Source organism: Streptomyces inhibens, assembly GCF_022221585.1.
Classification (GTDB): domain Bacteria; phylum Actinomycetota; class Actinomycetes; order Streptomycetales; family Streptomycetaceae; genus Streptomyces; species Streptomyces inhibens.
This window is the reverse complement of record NZ_CP084681.1, coordinates 4,965,273-4,992,100: the sequence shown is the minus strand read 5'-3', so window position 1 is coordinate 4,992,100 and position 26,828 is coordinate 4,965,273. Positions and strand designations below refer to the sequence as shown.

Sequence of the window (26,828 nt, the reverse complement as noted above, 5' to 3'; positions counted from 1 at the left end):
CGGCGACGGGGACCAGCGTGGAGCGGGGCATGGGAGCCGGCTGGAGGTTCCTCGTCCCACGGGACGTCCCGGCCGTACGCGCGGCTATGACCTGCGAAGACGCAAAAGTCCTGGGACAGACCGGGCGGTTGCCTGAGATATGACGGGACAGCGGGCATGAGGAAGGGCGCCCGCTCGGGGGTGCGGGCGCCCTGGTTCAGGGGGATCTGCGTTCGGTGTGGGCCGCTTGACGGGTTAACGGGCGGCCGGGCACCGGCGGAGGCTCACCAAGCAGTCGCGTCGCTCGCGTCCGACTGCCAGTACGTCACCCACGCGCTGTCGTCGACGTACACCGAGCCTCCGGGGATCGCCACGTTCGCCGAGCCGCCGATGCTGCCCTTGCCGTCGCGGCCCGGAAGGCTGACGGACAGCGCCGTCATCTTGCGGCCGTTGCCGCCGGAACCGTCGGCCGACGAGGTCAGCACGCCGGCGTAACCGGACTCACCGGGGGCGAGGGTGACCACGGCCTGCGGCTTGCTGTCCGGCAGCTCGGCGAGCGGGGACTGCGCCTCGTCGAACCGCAGATTCGGGGAGAAGTAGAGGTCGCAGCGGGCACCGGAGGTGTTGGTGGCCACCAGCAGCAGATGGTTGACCGGCTCCTTCAGCGGCTGTGCCACGATACGGATCTTCGCGGCGTCGCAGGCGGTGTGCCGGATCCCGGCGCCGTTGCCGCGGTTCCCCGCACCGTTCGCTCCGGCACCGTTCGCCCCGGCGCCCGCCTCCGGGCCGTGGCCGCCGCGCCCCGCGGACACCTGCTCCGCCCGGCCGCCGTCGGTCCGCGCACCGCCCTGCCCGGCACCGCCGCCCGTGGCCGCGGACTCCTCGGGCGCCGTGGCCGCCGGGTCCTTGGCGTCCTGGGGTGCCGGGTTGAACGGCTTGGCGGCGCTGGTCTTCAGCGGGTTGTCCTGGCCACCGCAGGCGGTGAGGGAGAGCGCGGCGACGGCGGTCAGCCCGGCCGCGGCGATCCGCAGCGTACGGCGGCGGACGGTACGGGACGTACGAGGGCTGCCGGCGGCGGCCTCGGCGCGGGCGTCGGTGCTGGCCTCGGAGCGTGCGTGGTTGCGCGGCATTTCCGGTCTCCCCCGGTCGGTGGTCCACACCGCGCCTGCGGTGCGTTCTGCGGTCTGGCCTCGGTTCTTCCTGCGGTGCGAGACCAGATTGCCGCCCACCGCTGCCGTGCCGCTAACGTGCGCCTAACGCCCCGCTCGCCCGCAAGGTGCTCAACCACCCGTGAGCCACCCGACAGTCGCGGCGCAGCCAGGGCTCAGCCGCGCCCGTCCCCCTCGTCGCCACCCGCATTGCCCTTGCCGCCGCCGCGCTCCCCACTGTCACGGCGCTCACCACGACGGTCACCACTCCCACCGCGCTCATCCCGCGCGAACAACTGCGTCAGCGTGCTGATCGTGTAGACATCGGTGGCCTCTTCGTCCACCAGATGCATCTCCGCGAGCCGGTCCAGTCCGTCCTGGGTGCGCTCCGGGTCGTATCCGGCCAGCGCCGCCGCCACCGACGCGTTGAGATGTCCGTCCGCGCTGGTCGCCAGCGCGCTGAGCAGCCGGGCGTCGTCCGCCGACAGCCGGGCGACCGACATCCGCAGCGCCGCCGCGATCCCGGTGTCCTCCGCCGACAGCAGCGCCAGCCGCCGCCGTTCGTCGCGCAGTGCCGCGGCCAGCCGGGCCAGCCGCCAGCGCGGCCGGGCGGTCAACTGGGCGGCCGCGGCCCGCAGCGCCAGCGGCAGACCGTCGCACAGATCGACCAGTTCCCGGGCGGCGGCCGGGTCCTCGGCGACCCGCTCCTGGCCGAGCATGGCGCCGAGCAGCGCCGCGCCTTCCTCGTGCCCGAGGGTCTGGAGGCCGACCGGCCGTGCGCAGTCGGTGGCGACCAGGCCGTCGAGGCGGCTGCGGCTGGTGACGACCGTGACGCAGTGCGGGCCGCCGGGCAGCAGCGGCCGTACCTGCGCCGAGCTGCGCGCATTGTCGAGGACGACCAGCAGCCGGCGCTCTGCGACCAGCGACCGGAACAGCGCCGAGGCGGCCTGCGCCGAGGTGGGCACCCGCTCCGGCGGTGTGCCGAGCGCGAGCAGGAAGTCGCGCAGAATCTCGGCCGGCGGCGCCTCGTCGCCCTCACCGAAGCCGCGCAGATCCGCGAAGAGCTGACCGTCGGGGAAGGCCCCGGCGTGCAGATGCGCCCACTGCACGGCGCAGGCGGTCTTGCCGACGCCGGCCGGTCCCGCGACCACCGCGAGCGGGCTCTCACCGGTCGTACGGTCCGTCAACACATCCGTCAGCGCGGTGAGCTGGGACTCCCGTCCCAGAAAGCGCGCGGGCGGCCTGGGCAGCAGCCGCGGCGCCGCACCGGCCCGCCCGGACCCGCCCCGGGCGCCACCGCCGGCCGCACTCGCCGCCGCCCCGTCGGCACCGCGCGTCGCCGTCCCGCCCGCCTCAGGTGCAGTGCCCACACCAGGTGCACCGTCCGCACCTGGCGCACCCTCCGTACCGGCGCCCCGGCCGGGGTGCGCACCGGGACGCGCCCCACCCGACGTCGCCCCACCCACCGCACGCGCCCCGCCCGCCGGCTTCGCCGCGCCCTTGCGTCCTCCGTCCGCCGCCTCCGCCCGCAGAATCTCCTCGTACGCGCCGCGCAGCCGCTCGCCGGGATCGACACCCAGCTCCTCGTTGAGCAGCCGCCGGGTGCGGTGGAACCACTCCAGGGCATCGGACTGCCGCCCCGTACGGAACAGCGCCCGCATCAGCCCGGCGATCAGCCCTTCCCGCAACGGGTGGTTGACGGCCGCGGAGTAGAGGACGGCCGCGGCCTGTTCGTGCTCGCCGAGCGTGCCGTGCGCCCGCCCCAGCGCCTCCACCGCCGTCAGCCGGCGCTCCTCCAGCGCATGGGCCGCGGCCGCGAACGGCGGGCTGGTGACCGTGCCGGTCAGCGCCGGCCCGCGCCACAGCCCCAGCGCCTCGCGCAGCAGCGGTACGGCATCGGCCGGCGCCGCCTCGGGGCGGGCCAGCGTCACCAGCTCACCGAACCGGTGGGCGTCGATCAGCTCCTCCGGCATCCGCAGCAGATAGGCGGAGCCATGGGTGGTCAGCTCGATGCCGTAGGCCTCCGCACCGCCCTCGGCGAGCGTGGCGCGCAGCCGTGAGACATGCCCCTGGACGACCGTACGGGCATGTTCGGGTGGCTCGTCCTCCCACAGGGAGTCGATCAACTGCTCCAGTGGAACGGTGGTGTTGGGCTGCAGCAACAGCAGCGCCAGCACACTGCGCCGTTTGGCGGGCCCGAGCGACAGCTCCCCGGAGCCGGTCGACACGGCGATCGGGCCGAGCAGTGAGAATTCCAACTCAGCCCTCCAAGAAGGCCGTCAGGGCATTCGCCAGCAGATACGGGTCCTTGGCGCCGCACAGTTCGCGCGCCGAGTGCATGGACAGGATCGCGACACCGATGTCGACCGTGGCGATGCCGTGCCGGGCCGCGGTGATCGGCCCGATGGTGGTCCCGCACGGCATCGAGTTGTTCGACACAAAGCTCTGCCACGGCACATCGGCCCGCTCGCAGGCCGCCGCGAAGACGGCCCGCCCGCTGCCGTCCGTCGCATAGCGCTGATTGACATTGACCTTGAGGATCGGTCCTCCGTTGGGCATCGGGTGGTGGCCCGGCTCGTGCCGCTCGCTGTAGTTGGGGTGTACGGCGTGCCCCGTGTCGGACGACAGGCAGATGGTGCCGGCGAAGGCCCGCGCCCGGTCCTCGTACGAGCCGCCGCGGGCGAAGACCGAGCGCTCCAGCACCGTGCCCAGCAGCGGGCCGTCCGCGCCGGTGTCGGACTGGCTGCCGTTCTCCTCGTGGTCGAAGGCGGCCAGCACCGGAATGCTGGTCAGCTCGTTGCCGGCGGCGGCCGCGGCGGTGAGCGCGGCCGTACCGGCGTGCACGGACAGCAGGTTGTCCATCCGTGGACCGGCGACCAGTTCACGGTCGCGGCCCAGATAGGCGGGTGCCTCGATGCTGTGCACCATCAGGTCCCAGCCCTTGATGTCCTCGGCCGGGACGCCGATCTCCTCGGCGACGAACCCGATCAGATCGCCCTCGGCCACCTCGCCCAGACCCCAGATCGGCGTCATATGGCGCTGCTTGTCCAGCTTCAGGCCGTCGGAGTTCACCGAGCGGTCGAGGTGTACGGCCAGCTGCGGCACCCGTAGCAGCGCCCGGTCGACATTGACCAGTCGATTGTCCCCGTCCCGCAGCGTCACGCGGCCGCTCAGCCCCAGGTCGCGGTCGAGCCAGGTGTTGAGCAAGGTGCCGCCGTAGATCTCGACGGCGATCTGCCGCCAGCCGCGGGCGCCGGTGTCCGGAATCGGCTTTACTCGCAGATTGGGAGAGTCGGTGTGAGCCCCGACAATTCGGTACGGAGTCGCGGGGCTCGCGCCTTCGGGGACGTACCAGGCAATGATCGCGCCGCCGCGCAGCACATACTTCCCGCCGCTCGTGCCGTCCCATTCGTCGACCTCGGCGACCTGGCGGAAACCGGCCTTCTCCAGCCGCGCCGCCGCGTTCGCCACCGCGTGGTAGGGCGACGGACTGGCGGCGAGGAAGGACATCAGGTCGTCGGTGTGGCCGCGATCGAAGCGGGCGGAGTTGGTCATGGATTCAGCATAAGGAGCCGGACCCCGCATTCCCCGTGCGTGTGCGACGTGACTCCGCTCCCTTCCGGCCAGGATTTCTGCGTTCCCGACCGAAAACCCCACTGGAGTGAAGGATTCCGGATTTCCGGGCCGCCACACCCGCCGCACGGGCCACGCGCCGTGCGCACGGCAAGGGCGTACGGCGCTCCTCCGGCGCCGGAGTGACGGAGCGCCGGCTCCCCGGAAGAAGACATGACGAAGCCCGCCTCCCCGGGGGAAGGGAGGCGGGCAACGTCAGTCTGTACGGCCAATCTGAGAGACCTCTAAGAACGCCGCGACCGGGCCGCGGAGAACGCTCTTAGAACGCGGCCTCGTCGAGCTCCATCAGCGACTGGTCGATGGACTCGGCCAGCCCACGCTGGACGCCGACGCCCGGCAGGACGTTGTGCGCGAAGAACTTCGCCGCGGCGATCTTGCCGGTGTAGAACGGCTTGTCCTTCGCCGAGGCGTCGGCCAGCTTCTCGGCGGCCACGGCCGCACCCTTGAGCAGGAGGTAGCCGATGACGACATCGCCGGAGGCCATCAGCACGCGGGTGGTGTTCAGACCGACCTTGTAGATGGACTTGACGTCCTTCTCGGTGGCGGCGAGGTCCGTCAGCATGGTGCCGACGATCGCCTCCAGGTCGGCGGCGGCCTTGGCCAGCTCGCCGCGGGCCTGCTCCAGCTCCTCGCCGCCGGTGTTGTCGGCGAGGAACTTCTTGATCTCGTCGGAGAGGGCGGTGAGCGCCTGGCCCTGGTCGCGGACGATCTTCCGGAAGAAGAAGTCCTGGCCCTGGATCGCGGTGGTGCCCTCGTAGAGGGTGTCGATCTTGGAGTCCCGGATGTACTGCTCGATCGGGTACTCCTGCAGGTAGCCGGAGCCGCCGAAGGTCTGCAGCGACTGCGCCAGCTGCTCGTAGGACTTCTCCGAGCCGTAGCCCTTGACGATCGGCAGCAGCAGGTCGTTGAGGCGGATCGCGGCGCTCGCGTCCTCGCCCGCGGCCTCCTTGATGAGGATCTCGTCCTGGACCGTTGCCGTGTAGAGCACCAGGGTGCGCATGCCCTCGGCGTACGCCTTCTGCGTCATCAGCGAGCGGCGCACGTCGGGGTGGTGGGTGATGGTGACGCGCGGGGCGCTCTTGTCGGTGAAGGCCGCCAGGTCCGGGCCCTGCACGCGCTCCTTGGCGTACTCCAGCGCGTTGAGGTAGCCGGTGGAGAGGGTGGCGATGGCCTTCGTGCCGACCATCATCCGGGCGAACTCGATGATCTTGAACATCTGGCGGATGCCGTCGTGCTTCTCGCCCAGCAGCCAGCCCTTGGCCGGGTGGTTGGCGCCGAACGTCATCTCGCAGGTGTTGGAGGCCTTCAGGCCCATCTTGTGCTCGACGTTCGTGGCGTAGGCGCCGTTGCGCTCGCCCAGCTCGCCGGTCTCCCAGTCGAAGTCGTACTTCGGCACGATGAACAGCGACAGGCCCTTGGTGCCCGGACCGGCACCCTCGGGGCGGGCGAGAACGAAGTGCACGATGTTCTCGGACATGTCGTGCTCACCGGAGGTGATGAAGCGCTTGACGCCCTCGATGTGCCAGGAGCCGTCCTCCTGCTGGGTGGCCTTGGTGCGGCCGGCGCCGACGTCCGAACCGGCGTCCGGCTCGGTCAGCACCATCGTGGAGCCCCACTGCTTGTCCACCATCAGCTGGGCTATGCGGTGCTGCTCCTCGGTGCCCTCCTCGTGGAGGACGCCGGCGAAGGCGGGGCCGGACGCGTACATCCACACGGCCGGGTTGGCGCCCAGGATCGTCTCGGCGAAGCCCCAGAGGAGGGAGCGCGGCGCGGTGGTGCCGCCGAGCTCCTCCGGGATGCCCAGACGCCACCACTCGGCGTCCATGAAGGCCTGGTAGCTCTTCTTGAACGTGTCCGGAACCGGCGCGGTGTTGGTGTCCGGGTCGAAGACCGGGGGGTTGCGGTCGGTGTCGGCGAACGACTCCGCCAGCTCGTTCTCGGACAGCCGGGTGATCTCGGACAGCACGCTCTTGGCGGTGTCGACATCCATCTCCGCGAACGGTCCGGTGCCGTACACGCTGTCTCGGCCCAGTACCTCGAAGAGGTTGAACTCGATGTCGCGGAGGTTCGACTTGTAGTGGCCCATGGGTACGGCTCCGTAAGTGTTCGGGAGGAGGCGCCTCAGGGAGGGACCTCAAACGCAATACCGGCTAGTAGCTAAATGATGCTACCCACGGGTAATAAGAATCAACCCCTTCCGCCCATCTGTGACGAGCGTCCCCCGGCGAATCGCCGACTCAGTACGCTGTGGCGCATGTACGGCTACGACCAGAACGCGGGCGCCGGGCAGCAGCAGTACGGCGCGCCACCGCCCCCGCCGCAGCAACCGGCCCCCGGGGGCTATGGCGAGCAGCCGCTGTATCCCGAGCCGTCCCCGCCCTCGCTCGCCGACGCGGTGCGGGCCTTCACCACCGGCTCGATGTCGGCCGAGGACTTCCAGGGCATCTTCTCCACGTCCAAGATCTACTGCCCGCGCGGTGACAACCCCGGCTTCCTGGCGCTGCACAACACCCAGCAGCCGGTGATCCCGATGTTCACCTCGCTCAAGGAGCTGCGGCGGTACGCGGGCAAGGAGTCCAAGTACTTCGTGATCACCGGCGCCGAGGTGCTGGACCTGCTACCGACCGGCTATGGCTTCGTTCTCGACATGGAGGGCGACCACCGGATGGTCTTCGACGCGAAGGCCGTGGAGCAGATGGTCGACTTCGCGATGCGGCGGATGTACGGCTAGGGCGCTCCGCGCGGGTGGCGAGCTGCCCGCGCCGCCCGGACTGTCGGCCGCGGTTGCCGGACCGAGGGCCGAATAACCCCACTTGACCTGCGAAAACGCGGACGGGAATGCCGCACGCCTTGCAGATTGTTCAGTATTCAACTAAGTTGAACGAACGACCGAGGAGGCCGTCATGCCCGCAGTGACCGTAGAGAACCCGTTGACCCTGCCGCGCGTGGCGGCACCCGTCGCGGCGCACACCCGTCCCGTGCTGACCGTTGCCACCGCTCCGAGCGGATTCGAGGGCGAGGGCTTCCCGGTGCGCCGGGCATTCGCCGGCATCGACTACAAGCACCTCGACCCGTTCATCATGATGGACCAGATGGGCGAGGTGGAGTACGCGCCCGGAGAGCCCAAGGGCACGCCCTGGCACCCGCACCGCGGCTTCGAGACCGTGACGTATCTGATCGACGGCACGTTCGTGCACCGCGACTCGCACGGTGGCGGTGGCGTCATCAACGACGGCGACACCCAGTGGATGACGGCCGGTTCGGGGCTGCTGCACATCGAGGCGCCGCCGGAGTCGCTCGTCATGTCCGGTGGTCTCTTCCACGGCCTCCAACTGTGGGTGAACCTGCCGAAGAGCGACAAGATGATGGCCCCTCGCTACCAGGACATCGGCGGCGGCCAGGTCAAGCTGCTGACCTCCGGCGACGGCGGCGCGCTGCTGCGGCTGATCGCCGGTGACGTGGACGGCCACCACGGACCGGGCGTCACCCACACGCCGATCACGATGCTGCATGTGTCGGTGAACCCGGGCGCCGAGCTGACCCTGCCCTGGCGCAAGGACTTCAACGCCCTTGCCTACGCCCTGGCCGGGCGTGGCTCGGCCGGCGAGGAGGGACGCCCGTTCCGGATGGGGCAGTCGGTCGTCTTCGGCGCCGGAGACTCGATCACGATCCGGGCGGACGAGACCCAGGAGTCGCGCAGCCCGAACTTCGAGGTCGTGCTGCTGGGCGGGCAGCCGATCCGCGAGCCGATGATGCATTACGGCCCGTTCGTCATGAACACCCACGCCGAACTGGCCCAGGCCTTCGAGGACTTCCAGGCCGGCCGGCTCGGGACGATCCCCGCCGAGGAGCACTGACGCCGCGTCGGCAGCCGGCTCCCATCGGGAGCGGCGGAGGGGTGGGGGCGGTGTTTCACGTGAAACACCGCCCCCGGCCCGTTCCAGGGCCCGCACCCGGGCTGCCGGCCATGGTGGACTGTCCGGGTGCGAAACGATTCGGATCAAGACCGGCACGGCGCCGAGCGTGAACGGCCGCTGCCCCGACAGCCGTTGCTCCCGATCGAGGCCCGCCGCGTCGCGGCCTGGTGTCTGGTGGGGCTGCTGATCGCAGCCGTGGTGGCCCTCGGGGTGTGGCTGTGCGTCGTGCTGAGCGCCGCGGTCACGCCCGTACTGCTCGCGCTGCTCGGCAGTGGGCTGCTCGGGCCGCTCTACCGGCGGCTGGTGGCGATGAAGCTCAACGCTTCGCTGGCGGCCGGACTGACCTGCGCCGTCCTCGTGGTGGTGGTCGGCGGCGCCGGATACATCGTCGTCAGTGCGCTGGTCGACACCGGTGACCAGATCATCGCCTCGCTCAAGGACGCCGCCAAGGACCTCTCCAAGCACTTCGGCGCGGCCGGCACCTCACTCGACGACCTCGCCTCCAACGCCAAGGACCTGGTCGGGAAGTTCGGCAGCACCGCGGCCTCCGGGCTGCTGGCCGGCTTCAGCCTCGTCGGCCAGTTCATCGCCGCCGCGATCCTCGCCCTGCTGCTGACCTTCTTCTTCCTGCGCGACTCGGGCAAGGCCGTGCGCGCACTGCACGAGTGGGCACCCGGCAACTCGGCGCCTCAGCTGGAGGGAATGGCCCGCCGTGGTTTCCAGGCCATCGAGGGCTTTATGCGCGGCACCACCTTCATCGCGCTGATCGACGCCATCTGCATCACCGTCGGACTGCTGATCCTTCAGGTGCCGGGTGCCTTCGGCCTGGGCGCGCTGGTCTTCGTCGGCGCCTACATCCCCTATCTCGGCGCCTTCATCTCGGGCGCCGTGGCGATCCTGGTGGCGTTCGCCGACCGCGGCTTTGTGATCGCGCTCTGGGCGCTCGGCGTCGTCCTGGCCGTGCAGGTGTTGGAGGGCCATGTGCTCCAGCCGATGATCCAGAGCCGTACCGTCCAGCTGCATCCGGCGACCGTGATGCTGGCGATCACGGCGGGCGCCAGCGTCGCCGGAATCCTCGGCATGCTGCTGTCCGTACCGCTGACCGCGGCCGTCTCCGGCGTGCTCCACGAACTGCGCAAGCACTACGCGGCGGACTCGGACTCCGACTCCGGGTCCGGCTCGGACTCCGGGCCCGGCTCAGGCTCCGACGACACCGGACCCGCCGGACCCACGGCCTCCCCCGCACCCTCGTAAAGCTCGAACCACGTCGACTTGCCGTCCCCGCGCGGATCGACGCCCCACGCCCCGGCCAGCAGTTCCAGCAGCACCAGCCCGCGCCCCGACGACGCCAGTTCGCCGGGGCTGCGGCGGTGCGGCAGCTCGTCGCTGCTGTCGGCGACATCGACGCGGATGCGCCGGGCGCCCCGCTCACCGGAGATCTCGGCGACCAACAGCGCATCACCGTCGGTGTGCATCAGGACGTTGGTGACCATCTCGGAGACCATCAGCACCGCCGAGTCGACCTGGTCCGGGTCGGCCCAGTCGTGCAGCACATCGCGGATCTGCCGGCGCGCCTCGGCTATCCGCTCCGGCTCGGCCTGCGCGACCGAGAGCACGGTGCGCCGTACGGGCTGCGGCCCCGGCAGACCGCCGGCGCCGACCCCGCAGCTGCCGCCCTCGCGGGACAGCAGCAGTACGGCGATGTCGTCCTCGCGGCGGTCCACCAGCGGCCCCGTGGTGTGGTGCGAGGACGGGCCGTGCACGGCCTGCACCAGCGCATCGGCGAGCCGCTCCAGACTCCCGTCCTCCTCGCCGTCCTCATGCGCCTCGACGATGTCGCGCAGCCGCGCCCAGCCGGTCTCCAGGTCGTGGCCGCCGGTCTCGATCAGCCCGTCGGTGCACACCATCATGGTTTCGCCGGGCTCCAGGACGAGCCGGGTGGTGGGGTAGTCAGTGTCCGGGACGATGCCCAGCGGCAGCCCGCCCGCGGTGGGCCGGACCAGCATCGTGCCGTCGCTCATCCGGATCGCCGGGTCGGGGTGGCCGGCCCGTGCGATGTCCAGCAGCCCGGTCGCCGGATCCACCTCGATGTACAGACAGGTCGCAAAGCGCTGATCCTCGCCGTGGCCGCGGAACTCGGTCTCGTTGATCCCGGCCAGAAACCGGGAGGCACGCGAGAGCACCGCATCGGGGTGATGGCCCTCGGAGGCGTAGGCACGCAGCGCGATCCGCAGCTGCCCCATCAGCCCCGCGGCCCGTACGTCATGCCCCTGGACATCCCCGATGACCAGCGCGATCCGGCCGGACGGCAGCGGAATCATGTCGTACCAGTCGCCGCCCACCTCCAGCCCGCCGCCGGTCGGCACATAGCGGGCCGCGACCGTCATCCCCGGGATGTCCGGCTGCACCGTCGGCATCATGCTGCGCTGCAGCCCGAGGGCCAGCTCCTGCTGCTCCTCCTGCATACCGGCCCTGGCCAGCGCCTGGGCCAGCATCCGGGCGACGGTGGTGAGCACCGAGCGCTCGTCGGGCGTGAAGGCGACCGGCTGGGCGAACCCCGCCATCCAGGCGCCGATCGTCCGGCCCGCGTTGACCAGCGGTAGGAACGCCCATGACGTACGGCGGAAGCGGGCGGCCAGCGGCCAGGTGGCGGGGTAGCGGCGGCTGTAGGCCTCGGGCGTGGGCAGATAGATGGCCCGGCCGGTGCGGACGACCTCGGCGGCCGGATAGTCGGTCTCCAGCGCCATGTCCATGAAGGGCTGCTCATCGCCCGGACGGTGGCCGTGATGGCCGATGACCGACAGCCGGTCGCCCTCGATACCGAAGACCGCCAGGCCGTCCGGCATGAACCCGGGCATGGACAGCCCGGCCGCGACCTGCAGCACCTCGGCGGTGGACCGCGCCTCGGCCAGCGCCCGGCCCGCGTCCAGCAGGAACGCCTCGCGGGAACGGCGCCAGTCGCCGGTTATCGGGGTGTGCGCGGCGGAGGTGCCGGGCTGCGGCTCGGGGACCTCCTGGAGGGTGCCGACCAGCTCGAAGTCGCCGTCGACGATCCGGGGGCGGGAACGGGAGCGGACGATGCGCAGCACCCGCCCGCGCTCGTCCACGATGCGCAGCCGGGCCTCGGCGAGCGTCTCCTCGCTGACCGCGAGCTGCACGACCCCGTTGATCTCGGCGAAGTCGACGGGATGAAAACGGGAGCGCACCGCGGCCTCGGTCAGCTCCACCGGCTCGGCGGGCAGCCCGAGCAGCCGGGCCGCCTCGGCATCGAGGGTCACCCGTCCCGAGGCGTTGTCCCAGCGCCACAGGCCCGTCGCGATGGCAGCCAGGAGATCCTTGGTGCGCATTGCATCACTTTATGGGCGTTTGGCGGGGCGCGACCAGTGAACCGGACGTGACCCTCGTCCCAGCCGGGGGCCCTCACTTCGGGCCCCGAAAACGCTGATGCGTATATGTCAACCAAGGGCTGGTGGTCGGGACGGTAACCTGGAGCGGTTATGTCAATCCTGGGGTGGCCTTTCGGGTGATCCACGGGGAGAGCGACCGGGCGTGCGAGCCCGTGTTCCGTTCCCTCTCCTCCGTTCCCTCCTCACCTCGACACTCGCGACGACTTGGATGAGCGATGCACCGGTACCGGTCCCATAACTGCGGCGAGCTCCGAGCCGCGGACGTCGACACGGACGTCCGCCTCAGCGGCTGGCTGCACAATCGACGTGACCTGGGCGGCATCCTCTTCATCGATCTGCGCGACCACTACGGTCTCGTGCAGCTCGTCGCCCGCCCCGGCACCCCGGCCAACGAGGCCCTCAGCTCGCTGACCAAGGAGACCGTCGTCCGTATCGACGGCAAGGTCAGCGCGCGCGGCGCCGACAACGTCAACCCCGACCTGCCGACCGGCGAGATCGAGATCGAGGTCTCCGAGGTCGAGGTGCTCGGCACCGCCGAGCAGATCCCCTTCACGATCAACGCGGACGACGGCGTCAATGAGGAGAAGCGCCTGGAGTACCGCTTCCTCGACCTGCGCCGCGAGCGGATGCACCGCAACATCATGCTGCGCACCTCCGTGATCTCCGCCATCCGTCACAAGATGGTGGCCCTCGGCTTCAACGAGATGGCGACCCCGATCCTGTCCGCGACCTCCCCCGAGGGCGCCCGCGACTTCCTGGTCCCCTCCCGTCTGCAGCCTGGCAAGTTCTACGCGCTGCCGCAGGCCCCGCAGCAGTTCAAGCAGCTGCTGATGATCGCCGGCTTCGACCGCTACTTCCAGATCGCGCCGTGCTTCCGCGACGAGGACGCCCGCGCGGACCGCTCGCCGGGCGAGTTCTACCAGCTCGACATCGAGATGAGCTTCGTCGAGCAGGAGGATGTCTTCCAGCCCGTCGAGACGCTGATGACCGAGCTCTTCACCGAGTTCGGCAAGGGCCGCACGGTCACCTCCCCCTTCCCGCGCATCCCGTTCCGCGAGGCGATGCTCAAGTACGGCTCCGACAAGCCGGATCTGCGCGCCGAGCTGGAGCTGGTGGATGTCTCCGACGTCTTCGCCGGCTCCGGCTTCAAGGCCTTCGCCGACAAGCACGTCCGCGCTCTGGCCGTGCCGGACACCGCCGACCAGTCGCGCAAGTTCTTCGACCAGCTGGGCGACTTCGCCGTCCAGCAGGGCGCGAAGGGCCTGGCCTGGGTCCGCGTCGGTGAGGACAACGCACTGACCGGCCCGATCGCCAAGTTCCTCACCGAGGACGACATCAAGTCGCTGGTCGTCGCCCTGGACCTCAAGCCCGGCCACGCTGTCTTCTTCGGCGCCGGCGAGTTCCACGAGGTCTCCAAGATCATGGGCGCGGTCCGTGTCGAGGCCGCCAAGCGCGCCGGCCACTTCGTCGAGGACGAATGGCGTTTCTGCTGGATCGTCGACTTCCCGATGTTCGAGAAGGACGAGGAAACCGGCAAGATCGAGTTCTCGCACAACCCCTTCTCCATGCCGCAGGGCGGCCTGGAGGCGCTGGAGACCCAGGACCCGCTGGACATCCTGGCCTGGCAGTACGACATCGTCTGCAACGGCACCGAGCTGTCCTCCGGCGCGATCCGTAACCACGAGCCCGAGGTCATGTACAAGGCCTTCGGGATCGCCGGCTACGACAAGGAGACCGTCGAGGCGGAGTTCGGCGGCATGCTGCGCGCCTTCAAGTTCGGCGCCCCGCCGCACGGTGGCATCGCCCCCGGCGTCGACCGCATCGTCATGCTGCTGGCCGACGAGCCCAACATCCGCGAGACCATCGCCTTCCCGCTCAACGGCAACGCCCAGGACCTGCTGATGGGCGCGCCGACCGAGGTCGAGGAGGCCCGGCTCAAGGAGCTGCACCTCTCGATCCGCAAGCCGCAGGTGAAGTAGCACCAGCGACAGTACGGGGCCTCAAAAAGGCTCGCAGGGGCGGCGTTTCACGTGAAACGCCGCCCCTTCCCGTTCGATGCCTCGCGTGCCTGCTCGGGGGTCCTGCCGCCGCGCAGGGGGATGCCGCTGCTCCAACCGCCCCACACGTGTGGCCGCTCCCGGGCACCGCCCGCAATGTGGTGCCCATGCAGCAAGCCATCCTCCTCCCCGCCACGTCCGGGCGGCGGCCGCGGACCCGTGCGGCGTACTCCGGTCCGGCCCACGACCTGCGGTGGCTCGTCGTCGTGGCCCTCGCGTTCACCGCCTGCCAGCTCTACTCCGCGCTCGCCGTCTCCGGTCTGGGCTGGGACGAGACGGTGTACGTCAGCCAGGTCGATCCCGAGGCGCAGGCCGCGTTCTTCAGCGCCCCACGCGCCCGCGGCATCACCCTCCTCCTCGCCCCCGTCGCCGCCCTGACGACCTCGGCCACCGTCCTGCACTGCTACCTGGCGGTGCTCTCCGGCGTCGGGCTCCTCCTCACCCTGTGGATCTGGCGGCACCTGCTGCCCGCCCCGGCGACGGCGCTCGGCGGCGCGCTGTTCGCCGGTCTGTGGATCACGCTCTTCTACGGCCCGCAGGCGATGCCCAACCTGTGGGTCGCCTACGCCGTACTCGCCGCCACCGGCTGCTTCCTGCTGGCGGTACGGCCGCGGGCCCGCCACCTGTCCGGCGAACGCCCCCGCACCGGCCGGGGCGCGGCAGTCGGTCTCGCCATAACGCTGGCCCTCGCCGCGCTGATGCGCCCCATCGACGCCGTATGGCTGGCCGTTCCGCTCTTCACCGCGGCGCTCTTCGTCCGGTCGTGGCGGCGCCCCGCCGTCCTGCTGGCGGTGCCGGCCGGCCTGGCGCTGGGGTGTGCCGAGTGGGTCGCGGAGGCATACGCGTCCTACGGCGGCCTGCCGGCCCGGCTGCGGCAGGCCGGCGAGATCCAGGGCGGCCTGGGCTGGCACCCGTCCTTCTACGACCACGTACGGGCGCTCCAGGGCAAGACGCTGTGCCGCCCCTGTGACATGGCCTGGGAGCATCCGGTGACGGCGGTGTGGTGGTTCGCGCTGCCCCTGGCGGTCGCCGGGGCGGTGTGGGCGGCGCTGCGCGTACGCGAACTCGGCGGCGGGCGGCACCCGTACGGGCTGGATCCCGTGCGGGCGGGCGCCCGCGACCCCAACGGCTTCCTGCCCCCGTACCGGAACGCCTCCGTGGAGACCGACGATCGCGAGCCCGACGACGCGCGGCAGTGGTACACACCGGATCCCGTCTGGCTCAGCGGCCACAACCCCGGCGGCGAGCCCCTTCGGTACGGTCCGGCCCCCGTCCTCCTCCCCGCGCTCCTCGGCGTCTGCCTGGCCGCGCCCTATCTGCTGATGGTCGACTACGCCGCGCCGCGCTTCCTGCTGCCCGCCTACGCCCTGCTGCTGATGCCGGCCGGCTGGTTCCTGTACCGGCTGGCCCTTCTGCTGCGCGGCCGGCCCGCCTGGGCGGTGGCCGCCCTGGTCCTCGCGCTGCTGGGCCATGAGGCGATCCAGCTGGCGATCCTGCACAAGATGGTCCGGGGCACCGCACGGGTCCAGGCCGACATCGACCGGCTCGCCGGTTCGCTGCGGGACGCCGGCGTTCGACCGGCGTGCGTGGTGACCGGCGCGGAGGCGGTCCGGGTGGCGTACCGGACCGGCTGCGCCTCCCGTCAGCCCCACGGTCACGACGCCAGCATCACCCCGGCGGCGCTGGCCCGGCTGGGCACGACCCGCCCGGCCGCCGTCATCCTGCCCCACGGCGAGAAGGCGCCGGACTACGCCCGCGGCTGGCGGGCGGTCCCGCTGCCGTCGGTGGCGGGCCTCGGCCCGCTCCACGCGTATGTGTCCGCGGCGGCCCGGCGCTGAGGTGGGCGGTATCGCGGGCCCGGCCCGGGTGTCCACACCCCGGCCCATACGACGGAGACCCGCCTTCCCTCCGACTCTCGGGCCGGACGGAAGGCGGGTCTCACAGGTCTTGCGGCCCCGCTGACGCTTACTGCTCCGCGCCGCCGAAACGCTCGCGGTACGACTCGAGATCGTCCTCAGTGATCTTCGCGAACAGCACCGGCGGCACCGTGAAGGGCGTCCCGGCCGGCACCGAGGCCAGCGCCTTGGCCTCCTCCTGGGAGACCCACACGGCCGTGTCGTTCTCCAGGGCGAACGCACCGCGCATCGCCTTCGCCGACGCCGGAATGAACGGCTCGGAGACCACCGCGTACAGATGAATCAGATTCATCGCGGTACGCAGCGTCAGGGCCGCCGCGTCCTTGTCGGTCTTGATCTCCAGCCACGGGGCCTTCTCCTCCAGGTAGGAGTTGCCCGCGCTCCACAGGGCGCGCAGCGACGCCGCCGCCTTACGGAACTGCAGCGCCTCCACGTGGCCCTCGTACTCGGCCAGCAGCCCGGCGATCTCCTCGCCCAGCTTCTGCTCCGCGGCTCCGGCCTCCGCGCCCGCCGGCACCTCGTCACCGAACCGCTTCCGGGAGAACGACAGCACCCGGTTGACGAAGTTGCCGAGGGTGTCCGCCAGGTCCTTGTTGACCGAGCCCGCGAAGAGCTCCCAGGTGAAGGAGGTGTCGTCCGACTCCGGGGCATGGGCCATCAGGAAGTAGCGCCAGTAGTCGGCCGGCAGCAGCTCCAGCGCCGCGTCCGTGAAGACGCCTCGCCGCTGTGAGGTCGAGAACTTCCCGCCGTAGTAGTTCAGCCAGTTGAAGGCCTTGAGGAAGTCGACCTTCTTCCACGGCTCGCGGGTGCCCAGCTGCGTCGCCGGGAACATCACGGAGTGGAACGGCACATTGTCCTTGGCCATGAACTCCGTGTACCGGACGTCATCGGCCTCGTGCCACCACGACTTCCAGTCGCGGTTCTCCGGGTCGACGTCCGCCCACTCCTTCGTCGAGCCGATGTACTCGATCGGCGCGTCGAACCATACGTAGAAGACCTTGCCCTCGGCCGCCAGCTCCGGCCACACATCGGCCGGCACCGGAACGCCCCAGTCCAGGTCACGGGTGATCGCCCGGTCCTGGAGCCCCTCGGTCAGCCACTTGTGCGCGATAGAGGAGGCGAGGGTCGGCCACTCCTTGCTGCCGTTCCCCTCCAGCCAGCCCTCGACCTCGTGCTGCAGCTTCGACTGGAGCAGGAACAGATGCTTGGTCTCCCGCACCTCAAGATCACCGCTGCCGCTGATCGCCGAGCGCGCGTCGATCAGATCGGTCGGGTCCAGCACCCGGGTGCAGTTCTCGCACTGGTCGCCGCGCGCCTTGTCGTAGCCGCAGTGCGGGCACGTACCGACGATGTAGCGGTCCGGCAGGAAGCGGTCGTCGGCGACCGAGAAGACCTGGCGGATCGCCCGCTCCTCGATGAACCCGTTCTCGTGCAGCTTGCGCGCGAAGTGCTGCGTCAGCTCCCGGTTCTCCGGCGACGAGCTCCGCCCGAAGTAGTCGAACTCCAGCCCGAAGCCTTCGTAGATCGCCTTCTGCTTGTCGTGCTGCTCGGCACAGAACGCGTCGACCGACTGGCCCGCCTCCTTCGCCGCCAGCTCGGCGGGGGTCCCGTGCTCATCCGTCGCGCAGATGTAGAGGACGTCGTGTCCACGCTGCCGCAGATACCGCGCATACACGTCCGCCGGGAGCATGGACCCCACCATGTTGCCCAGGTGCTTGATCCCGTTGATATACGGAAGGGCGCTGGTGATGAGGTGTCGAGCCATTGCCGGCTGCTCCCAAGTCGCTACGGTGAGTGAGGATTTGCTTTACGGAACGTCAATATCGTACTGGACGGGGTGGGGGCACCGTCGCGGGCTTTTCGGGCGGGCGGGGGCGGCGCGCAACGGGAGTCGGCGGATGCTCCGGACGGCTGCCGCTGACGTGTGCGCCGGACGCCGGATCCCGGGCAGGACAAGGCGCCCCGCAGTAAGCCCGCCCTGCCGTCACCGACGCCACACGCCCACTATGGGCCCCACCACCGGGCCGTCACACCGCATCCGCCGACTTCGCGCTGTCCGTCGCCGGGACAGGGCCATGCTTCGGGGCCCGCCCATTGACCAGCAGGCCGGCGACGAGGGCGGCCAGCAGCATGATCGCCGAACCGATCCCGATGGCCACGGTGAACCCGTGCACCACCCCGTCCTTCACAATCCCGTCCCGGACGGCCGGCGTGAGCCCCCGCGCCCCGCTCCTGCGCGCCACATCCGCCACCTGCCCCGCGATATACGTCGCACTCGTCGACGTCGCGATCGTGTTCAACAGCGCCGTACCGATCGAACCCCCCACCTGTTGCGCCGTGTTGACCGTCGCGGACGTGACTCCGGAGTCATACGGCGCAACCCCCGTCGTCGCCGTCGCCATCACCGGCATAAAGGTCAGCCCCATACCGAGACCCACGAGAAGCTCGGCCGGCAGCACATGCGCGATATACGCGGGCTCGGCGGTCAGGAACGTCAGCGTGAAGAGCCCCGCGGAGGCGAGCAGCGCCCCCGGAACCATCAGGAAGCGCGGCGGCAGCAGATGCAGCAGCCGCGCCGATATCTGCGTCGACCCGATGACGATCGCCGCCACCATCGGCAGAAAGGCGAGCCCCGCCTTGACCGGCGAATATCCGAGCACGGTCTGGAAGTAATAGGTCAGGAACAGGAACATCCCGAAGAGGGCGATCACCGCCAGCGCCATGGTCAGGAAAGCGCCCCCACGATTCCGGTCCCGCACGATGTGCAGGGGCAACAGGGGGTGCCGGGCCCGCGTCTGCCACCACGCAAAGACGGCCAGCAGCACCACACCCCCCACCAGCAACCCGATGACCAGCCCGTCCCCCCACCCCCGCGGCTTCGCCTCGCTGCACCCGTAGACAATCGCGACCAGCCCGCCGCAGCCGAGCGCCACGCCCCGTATGTCCAGGTGGACGCGCCCCCGCTCGGGCGTGTCCTGCAGAAACACGGCCGCCCCGACGAGCGCGATCACCGCGATCGGCACATTCACATACAGACACCAGCGCCAGTCCAGGTACTCGGTCAGCAGCCCACCCGCGATCAAGCCGATGGCCGCACCCCCACCCGCAATGGCCCCGTAGATGCCAAAGGCCTTGCTTCGCTCTTTCCCGATCGTGAACGTCGTGGTCAGCAACGACAACGCCGACGGCGCCAGCAACGCCCCGAACGCCCCCTGCAACGCCCGTGCCCCGAACAGCAACCAGGACCCGGTCGCCGCCCCGCCCAAACCCGATGCGACCGCGAACCCGACCAGCCCGATCATGAACGTCTTCTTCCGTCCCACCAGGTCCGCGATCCGCCCGCCCAGCAACAGCAGCCCACCGAACGCGAGCGTGTACGCGGTGATCACCCACTGCCGGTTCGCATCCGACATCCCCAGCTCCCGCTGAGCCGACGGCAGCGCGATATTCACGATGGTCGCGTCCAGCACCACCATCAACTGTGCAATCGCGATCACCACCAGCCCCCACCAACGCCGCGGATCAGGCTCGGCGCCACCGGCCCAGCTGGGCGTGGTGCGGGCAGGAGGGGGTGCGGGCTCTTCCCCTTGGCTCGCGTGACTCATCGCGACCCGCCTCCGCCGGCAGTCGGCCATCGCCCCGATCGGCCCCGGCACACCCCCTCACGGCACCCCGGCCGCCCAAACTGCCTCAATCGGCGCGCAACACCCATTCAGCCTAGGCAGCCGGGCGAAGACTCGCCTCCCGTGGTGCATCGGCATCCGGACGGGCAGATCAGCCCAGCGGCTTTTTGACCTCGCCGCGTATCTTGTCCGTCGTATCCGCGAACGCTTGAAGGTCCACGGACTGCGGGTCCTTCGCCAAATCGGCGGCATCGGTCTGTGCCACGTTCCCACTCGTACTGGAATCGGCCCAGATGCAGAACGCCAGCGTGACCTTCTGGCCCATTTCCTGCCGCACATCCACTCCGCACGTAAGCGGATCCCCGCCCCCACTCGGTGTGAACTTCTTCTCCGCGACGGCGACTTCGGTCTTTCCGTCGCTCGTCATGCCATGGATGGCATGGTCGACGGTCTGGCTCGGATCATCGATGGCTCCATAAAGGCCGAGCATCACCAAGGACTTTGTGCCACTGGTGTACTGCCCACCCGCCGTCTTGATGCCATGCTCATTCGCCCCGTCGTGCGGCACGGCGTCATCGGCCTGCTGGGTGATGTCCTTGTCGAGCTTGTACTCGCCCCCGGCGAGCGTCTGCGGCACCGTGATCTTGTACTTCGGCCCGGTGGAACCACCGCCGGCGCCGCCGGCACCTCTGAAAGCCACGGTCGATATCACGCTCCCGATGACCACTATGCCGACGATCGAGCCGATGATTCCCCACACCTTGCCGGCATTCCCCTTGGGCGGAACCGGCGGCGGCATACCCGGCCCGCCGAACCCGAATGGGGCCTGCTGCGGCGCCCCGTAAGGCCCTTGAGGCGGCCCCGGGTGGGGAGCTTGCGGCCCGTACGGTCCAGGTCCTGGGGGCAACTGGCCTCCCGGAACCTGCTGCGGATATCCGCCCGGCCGGCCGAATTGCGGCGGACCGGACGGCGCGCCGTATCCCGGTGCGCCGCCAAAACCATTGTGCGGTTGCTGCGGTGTACTCATTTCATTCCTTCACTCAAGAGTTCTTGCCTCTGAGGGACAGGCGGGTCAGGTCTGGATGTCGTGCTTCCACCTCTGTTCACGCACGAATGGGGGCGGCCGCGGTGGGCCTGTGGTGGGCCCGGCCGCGGCCGGTGGGGGTGGTGCGTGGAGCGTGTTGTGGTGGGTCAGTTTTCCTTGAGGACGCCGGCGCTGCGGGCCTCGGCGAGCCACTCGGGGAACTCGACCATCAGCTGCTGGTACAGCTCGTCGTGGGTGAGGCTGCGGGGGTCGCGGCCGGCGTGGAAGAAGCCGGCATTGTCGACGGCGCGCTTCTCCGGGACGGCCAGGTCGTCGAGCTTGCGGAGGAAGTCGAAGCCCTTGGCCTCCGGGTCGCCGAAGCCGATGAACTGCCAGAAGATCGGGAGTTCGGCCGCTTCGCACAGGGCCTTCTCGGCGGCCGGCTTGGAGGTCGGGGCGCCGTCGGTCTGGAAGATGACGAAGGCGGGGGCGTCGGTGTCGGAGTTCTTGTAGTGCTCGACGACCGCGTTGATGGCCCAGTGGTAGTTGGTACGGCCCATGTGGCCGAGGCCGGCGTGCAGTTCCTCGATGCGGCCCTCGTAGTTGGTGAGGTCGAGGTCTGCGGTGCCGTCGATGTCGGTGGAGAAGAAGATGACGGGGACGGTGGCGTCGTCGTCGAAGTTGGCGGAGAGGCCGAGGGCCTGCTCGGCGAGGTTCTGGACCGTGCCGTCCTTGTAGTAGTTACGCATCGAGCCGGAGCGGTCGAGGACCAGGTAGACGGCGGCGCGCTGGGTGGCGAGGCCGTGCTTGTCCAGGGTGGCTGCGGCGGACTTGTAGAGGCTGAGGAGGGCGGGGGCGGTGGTGGGGAGGGAAGTGGAGGCGGGCGTGGAGGCGGGGGTGGGGGTGGGGGTGGTGGCTGCGGGGGCGGGTGTTGCCTCGGGCTCGGCCTCGAGCTTCTCTTCCGTCTTTGCCGCGGGCTCGGCGTCGGCGGTGGGCTTTGCCGCGGCCTCTGCCACTGCCTCTGCCTCGGGCTCGGTCTCCGGCTCGGTCTCCGGCTCGGCGACGGCTTCCGACTTCGCCTCCGCCTCGGACTTCGCCTCGGCCTCCGGCTCAACCTCCGGCTCAACCTCCGGCTTGGCCTCGGGCTTGGCCTCGTTGACCGGCTCGGCCTGGTCGGCGGGCTCGGCCTGAGGCGCTGCCTCCGTCTCCGGCTCGGCCTCCGTCTCCGGCTCCGCCTCGGCCTCCGCGGGCTTCGCCTCGGCCACGGGCTTCGCCTCGGCCACCGGCTTCGCCTCGACCTCCGGCTCCGCGGGCTCGGTTGCGGGCTCAGGGGTTGCCGTCGGGGCCGCTGCCTGGGCCGGTGCCGGGTTGGGGTTGTCGAAGGCCTGGCTTACGAGGTCGGCGACGACGTCGGTGGTGACGGATGCGTTGGCCTCGGGTGCGTCCTTGGCGGCCGTCTCGGTCGTCTCGGCCGTCTCCGAGGCAGCAGTTGTGGCCGTTTCGGTGGGCTCGGCAGCAGGCTCGTCCTGTGCGGCGGGCTCCTCAGGTACCGCGGGGGTCTCCGGGGCGCGGTCCGTCGGGCCGGCCTGTGCCGGGAGGGTGGCGGTCGTCGGCGCCGGGGCCGTGTCCGGGGTCTCCGTAGGGGCCGTGCGGGCGGCGGGGACCTCGGCCTCGGGGGCCGGGGTGGTGGAGTCCGGGGTGGATTCCTCGCGGGCCTCGGGGATGGTCGCGGACTCCGGCTTGTCGGCGCCGCTCGGGGCCGCGCCGGTTTCTTCACGGGTCGCCTTGGAGCGACCGAAAGCGTTGCGCAGCAGACTCCGAATGCCCATCGGCGAACCTCTCTTGTGTGTGGTGGGTGCGGCGTATGTCCGTGAAGCACAGACATGTCCCTGACCAGGACGGATACGTAAGGGTAGCGGCCAGCACCGGCCTCATCGTGGGACCCCGCGCCTTGTGTGGTGGGCCATCCGGGGGTGTTGCGGAGGGATGTGGTTTCGGCCGTCGGACGGCCGACGGGTTGTGCGGACGTTTGCCCTGCGTACGAGGTTGTTCGGTGCTCGGCGGAGCTTCTCGGCCCTGTGCGCGGACGTGCGTGCGGACGTGTGCAGATGTGTGGGCAGAACTGTGTGCAGATGTACGCGCGGGTGTGTGGGCAGGCGCAAGCAGGGCTTGCTCGGTGCGCTGCGGGCCGGCTTGACCATTTCCAGAGCACCGCTTGACCGCTCGTACGGTGCCGGGCGGGACTGCCGTGTCCCCGGATTCACCGTGTGTTCATGTTTGCGTCGTCGTGCGGCGGGGCGGCCCTCCTAGCGTCACCGCGAACCGAACGAAAACGTTCGACACCGTTCTGGAGGGGGAAAACGTGCGCAAGTTCCTGCCGCTGATCGGCTCGCATCCTGGTGGGCGTTCGGCCATGACGTGCCGGTACCGCTGTGGTGACGCCTGTTTTCACGAGACGCCCAATGTGAGCGACAACGAATACGTCGGTGATGTCATCGCCGGTGCGCTGTCGCGGCGTTCGATGGTGCGGGCGGCCGCGGTGGTGACGGCCGCGGCGGCGGCCGGGGGCGTAATGGGCGGGGTGGGGGCGCCTTCGGCCGCCGCCGCGCCGTCGGAGCATGGCCGTGAGCCCCACGGAGGCAAGGGCCACAAGGCCGCCCGCGGACTGCGGTTCGCGGCCGTCGCGCCGAATACGGCCGACGCGGTGGTCGTCGCCGAGGGGCATGCGCAGAACGTCGTCATCCGATGGGGCGACCCGATTCTGCGTGGCGCGCCGGCCTTCGACCCGGACCGGCAGTCGGCGAAGGCGCAGGCCGGGCAGTTCGGTTACAACAACGACTACATGGCCGTGCTGGACGTGCCGGGCGAGCGGCATCGGCAGCTGATGGTGATCAACCACGAGTACACGGATGAGCAGTTGATGTTCGCCGGATACGACGCGGAGGCGCCGACACGCGAGCAGGCCGAGATCGGCTGGGCGGCGCACGGGCTGTCCGTACTTGTCGTGCAGGAGGAGCAGCGCAGCGGGCGGCTGACGGCGGTGACCCGGCATCGGCTCAACCGTCGGATCACCGGCACCACGCCGTTCGAGGTGACCGGGCCGGCGGCGGGCAGCGAGCTGCTCAAAACGTCCGCGGACCCTGACGGCACCCGGATTCTGGGGACGCTCAACAACTGCGGGGGTGGCATTACGCCGTGGGGGACGGTGCTGTCCGGCGAGGAGAATTTCAACCAGTATTTCGCCAATGGGGGCGGTGTCACCGAACCGACGACCGCCGCTCGGCTCAAGCGGTACGGGATCACCGGCGGGGCCAGCCAGCGCAAGTGGGAGCGGTTCGACAAGCGGTTCGATGTGGCGCGTGAGCCGAATGAGGTGAACCGGTTCGGGTGGGTCGTCGAGATCGATCCGTACGACCCGGAGGCGACGCCGCGGAAGCTGACGGCGCTGGGGCGGTTCAAGCACGAGGCCGCCGAACCGCGGCTGACGGCCGATGGCCGGCCCGTCCTCTATATGGGCGACGACGAGAAGTTCGACTACTTCTACAAGTTTGTGTCCGGCAAGCGGATGAAGCGGGGGAGTTCGCGGGCCGCGCGGGAGCACAACCGGACGCTGCTGGACGAGGGGACGCTGTATGTCGCCAAGTTCAGCGGGGACAGCGCGGCGGGGGAGATCGACGGGTCGGGGAAGCTGCCCAAGGACAGGGAGTTCGACGGGTCGGGTGAGTGGATTCCGCTGGCGAGCGGTGACATTTCGTATGTGCCGGGGATGACGGCGGACGAGGTGTACGTCTTCACCCGCATGGCCGCGGACAAGGTCGGGGCCACGAAGATGGACCGGCCGGAGGATGTCGAGCCCAGCCCGCGCACCGGACGGGTCTATATCGCGCTGACCAACAACAGCGACCGCGGGAAGCCGGGGAAGGCGCCCGCGGATGAGGCCAATCCGCGGAACGCAAACAAGCACGGGCAGATTCTGGAGCTGAACGAGCACTGGGACGACCCCGCCGCCGACCGTTTCCACTGGCGGTTGTTCCTGGTTTGCGGCGACCCGGAGGACCCGGCCACGTATTTCGGTGGATTCCCCAAGGATCAGGTCAGCCCGATTTCCTGCCCGGACAACATCACCTTCGATGTGCACGGGAATCTGTGGATATCGACGGACGGAAATGGGCTGGGCAGCCATGACGGGCTGTTCGGGGTGGCGACCGCGGGTGAACGGCGGGGCGAGGTCAAGCAGTTCCTGACCGTGCCCACGGGGGCCGAGACATGTGGGCCGATCGTGCAGGAGCGGCGGGTGATGGTCGCCGTGCAGCACCCGGGTGAGGTGGACGGGGCGAGTGTGGAGAAGCCCGCGTCGCAATGGCCTGATGGCGAGGGGAAGTTGGTGCGGCCTTCCGTGGTCAGCGTGTGGCGGGAGGACGGGCGGGACATCGGGGTGTGAGACCGGGGTGATGGTCCGTGGGGCGGGCGGGATCAGCGCTCGTCCCACGGGGCCACGACCCCTGCCACCGGGCTCCGCCCCGCCCGCGCAGGCCGTCCCGCCGGCCCCTCCGCCGGCCCTTCCGCCGTCCCCTTTCGCGGCCGCCCACCCCGCCCCCACATCACGCCGCGGAAACGATGTGGCAAGAGCAGGGTAAGAAGTGAGTCGTTCAGGTATCCGATGCGCAGGTGTGCCCGTCTTCTCCGGTGACCATTGTCCCGAGCCGCCCGTTGTGCCTTAGGCGGCCGGATAGCAGGCAAGAACCCTTTCGCGGGTGACGGGAGATGTGGGCGCATGGGGCTGACCAGTCAGTCGCTCGAATACACGGTGGTCGTGCTGGCGGTGGCCTGTGTGGTTGCCACGGTGTGGCTCTGGCCCCGGCTGTCTCGGCGCGGGGTGGGGCCCGTCCTGGGCAGGCTGGGCGCCATTGTGGTCACCCAGCTGTCGATCGTGTGCGCGCTCGCCCTCGCCGTGAATACGAGCTTCGAGTTCTACGGCAACTGGGACGAGCTGCTCGGCAACAACGACAAGGCCCCGGTGTCCGTGAGCCAGGGCGGCGGGCAGTACGCCGCGGTCGGCAACATGAAGGGCGGGCTGATCCAGCCGGCCGGTCCGCAGGGCCTCGATCGGGTGACCGGGCTGCCGAAGGGCCCCGCCGACAAGGTGGGCAAGGTCGAGTCCGTACGGATCATCGGCCGCCGTACGCGCGCCATCAACCCGGGCTTCGTGTATCTGCCGCCGCAGTACTTCCAGCAGCAGTTCCGCCGGCAGCGGTTCCCCGTCATGGTCGTCATCAGTGGCTACCCCGGCGGGATCATGAACCTGGCGCAGCACCTCCAGGTGCCGCAGAACGCCGGCCGGCTGATCGCACAGGGCAAGATGCAGCCGACGGTGATCGTGATGGTCCGGCCGACGATCGCGCCGCCGCGGGACACCGAGTGCGTGGATGTGCCGGGCGGGCCGCAGGCCGAGACGTTCTTCACCAAGGACCTGCCGGACGCCATGAAGTCGGCCTACCGGGTGGGTCATGACCCCAGTGCCTGGGGCGCGTTCGGATACTCGTCCGGTGGTACGTGCGCGCTGCAGCTGGCGATGCGTAACCCGAAGGCCTACACCTCGGCGGTCTCGCTCTCCGGCGACTACGCGATCAAGGACGACCTGACCACCGGCAGCCTCTTCGGCGCCGGCCCGGCGGGCGCCCAGCGCGAGCGTGAGCACGATCTGCTGTGGCGCCTGAAGAACCTGCCCGCGCCGCAGATCTCCGCCCTGGTGGCCAGCAGCCGCAAGGGCGAGGCGGATTACGGCGACACCATGAAGTTCATCCATGCGGCCAAGTCGCCGATGACGGTCGACTCGATCATCCTGCCCCAGGGCAGCCACCAGTTCGCGACCTGGCGGCGCGAGGTCGTACCGGCCCTGGAGTGGCAGAGCCAGCAGCTGACGTTCCCGCAGGACACCCAGGCCGTCGCCCCGCCGCGCAAGCCGGGGGCCGGAGGGGGCAAGGGCGGCGCCCCGGGCAAGGTGACCGGGACGCCCAAGGCGCCGGCGACCGGCGATGACAAGGGACGCCGGCGGGTGGAGGCGGAGCGCCCGCAGGGGTGAGCCGAAGATCCTTCCGTAGCCGTGAGCCCGGCCCGCACCCCG

The 26,828-nt window shown here is 70.2% G+C and carries 16 protein-coding genes; 7 read left to right on the top strand and 9 right to left on the bottom strand.

Features of this window, described 5'->3' with window-relative positions:
- Positions 1–263 precede the first annotated feature (263 nt).
- From KI385_RS22770 to KI385_RS22755, 4 genes are all read right to left on the bottom strand, one after another.
- Positions 264–1,109, bottom strand: coding sequence for a DUF4232 domain-containing protein (locus KI385_RS22770; RefSeq protein ID WP_238574013.1), 846 nt, complete (start codon positions 1,107–1,109; stop codon positions 264–266).
- A gap of 194 nt (positions 1,110–1,303) precedes the next feature.
- The gene (locus KI385_RS22765) at positions 1,304–3,385 is read right to left on the bottom strand and encodes an AfsR/SARP family transcriptional regulator (protein ID WP_238574012.1); all 2,082 of its coding nucleotides are present in this window, start codon (positions 3,383–3,385) and stop codon (positions 1,304–1,306) included.
- A 1-nt stretch (position 3,386) separates the two neighbouring features.
- Positions 3,387–4,682 carry a M18 family aminopeptidase gene (locus KI385_RS22760; RefSeq protein ID WP_238574011.1) on the bottom strand — a complete coding sequence of 432 codons (1,296 nt, stop codon included), beginning with the start codon at positions 4,680–4,682 and terminating at the stop codon, positions 3,387–3,389.
- Between the two features lie 337 nt (positions 4,683–5,019).
- Entirely contained in the window at positions 5,020–6,846 is a 1,827-nt protein-coding gene (locus KI385_RS22755) for an acyl-CoA dehydrogenase (RefSeq protein WP_238574010.1), read from the bottom strand.
- 168 nt (positions 6,847–7,014) lie between these two features.
- Here KI385_RS22755 and KI385_RS22750 point away from each other — a divergent pair, with 168 nt between their 5' ends.
- The 3 genes from KI385_RS22750 to KI385_RS22740 all read left to right on the top strand — a co-directional run bounded on the left by KI385_RS22750 (position 7,015) and on the right by KI385_RS22740 (position 9,931).
- Entirely contained in the window at positions 7,015–7,491 is a 477-nt protein-coding gene (locus tag KI385_RS22750; protein ID WP_046927143.1) for an SseB family protein, read from the top strand.
- Between the two features lie 172 nt (positions 7,492–7,663).
- On the top strand, positions 7,664–8,617 hold the full coding sequence (locus KI385_RS22745; protein WP_238574009.1) for a pirin family protein: 954 nt from the start codon (positions 7,664–7,666) through the stop codon (positions 8,615–8,617).
- Between the two features lie 126 nt (positions 8,618–8,743).
- A complete protein-coding gene (locus tag KI385_RS22740; protein ID WP_238574008.1) occupies positions 8,744–9,931 on the top strand; it encodes an AI-2E family transporter in 1,188 nt (395 codons plus the stop codon).
- Here KI385_RS22740 and KI385_RS22735 read toward each other — a convergent pair.
- Positions 9,820–12,024 (bottom strand): ATP-binding SpoIIE family protein phosphatase, encoded by a 2,205-nt coding sequence (locus tag KI385_RS22735; protein WP_238574007.1) that lies wholly within the window; start codon positions 12,022–12,024, stop codon positions 9,820–9,822. The two genes, KI385_RS22740 and KI385_RS22735, sit on opposite strands and share 112 nt — an antisense overlap.
- 275 nt (positions 12,025–12,299) lie before the next feature.
- On the opposite strand from KI385_RS22735, the gene aspS reads away from it, so the two are divergent.
- Complete coding sequence (gene aspS / locus KI385_RS22730) at positions 12,300–14,063, top strand: aspartate--tRNA ligase (protein WP_238574006.1); 1,764 nt, start codon at positions 12,300–12,302, stop codon at positions 14,061–14,063.
- A 185-nt stretch (positions 14,064–14,248) separates the two neighbouring features.
- Positions 14,249–15,979: a hypothetical protein gene (locus tag KI385_RS22725; RefSeq protein ID WP_238574005.1), complete on the top strand. Its 1,731-nt coding sequence runs from the start codon at positions 14,249–14,251 to the stop codon at positions 15,977–15,979.
- Positions 15,980–16,106: 127 nt separating this feature from the next.
- Here KI385_RS22725 and metG read toward each other — a convergent pair whose 3' ends face one another.
- The 4 genes from metG to KI385_RS43955 form a co-directional block, all read right to left on the bottom strand.
- A complete protein-coding gene (gene metG / locus KI385_RS22720; RefSeq protein WP_238574004.1) occupies positions 16,107–17,822 on the bottom strand; it encodes a methionine--tRNA ligase in 1,716 nt (571 codons plus the stop codon).
- A 262-nt stretch (positions 17,823–18,084) separates the two neighbouring features.
- Positions 18,085–19,557 carry an MFS transporter gene (locus KI385_RS22715; RefSeq protein WP_238574003.1) on the bottom strand — a complete coding sequence of 491 codons (1,473 nt, stop codon included), beginning with the start codon at positions 19,555–19,557 and terminating at the stop codon, positions 18,085–18,087.
- A 274-nt stretch (positions 19,558–19,831) separates the two neighbouring features.
- On the bottom strand, positions 19,832–20,707 hold the full coding sequence (locus KI385_RS22710) for a hypothetical protein (RefSeq protein ID WP_238578103.1): 876 nt from the start codon (positions 20,705–20,707) through the stop codon (positions 19,832–19,834).
- Between the two features lie 164 nt (positions 20,708–20,871).
- The gene (locus KI385_RS43955) at positions 20,872–22,533 is read right to left on the bottom strand and encodes a vWA domain-containing protein (RefSeq protein ID WP_281066890.1); all 1,662 of its coding nucleotides are present in this window, start codon (positions 22,531–22,533) and stop codon (positions 20,872–20,874) included.
- A 533-nt stretch (positions 22,534–23,066) separates the two neighbouring features.
- On the opposite strand from KI385_RS43955, the gene KI385_RS22700 reads away from it, so the two are divergent.
- Complete coding sequence (locus tag KI385_RS22700; protein WP_238574002.1) at positions 23,067–25,145, top strand: PhoX family protein; 2,079 nt, start codon at positions 23,067–23,069, stop codon at positions 25,143–25,145.
- 333 nt (positions 25,146–25,478) lie between these two features.
- Positions 25,479–26,786: an alpha/beta hydrolase gene (locus tag KI385_RS22695; protein WP_238574001.1), complete on the top strand. Its 1,308-nt coding sequence runs from the start codon at positions 25,479–25,481 to the stop codon at positions 26,784–26,786.
- Positions 26,787–26,828: the final 42 nt, after the last annotated feature.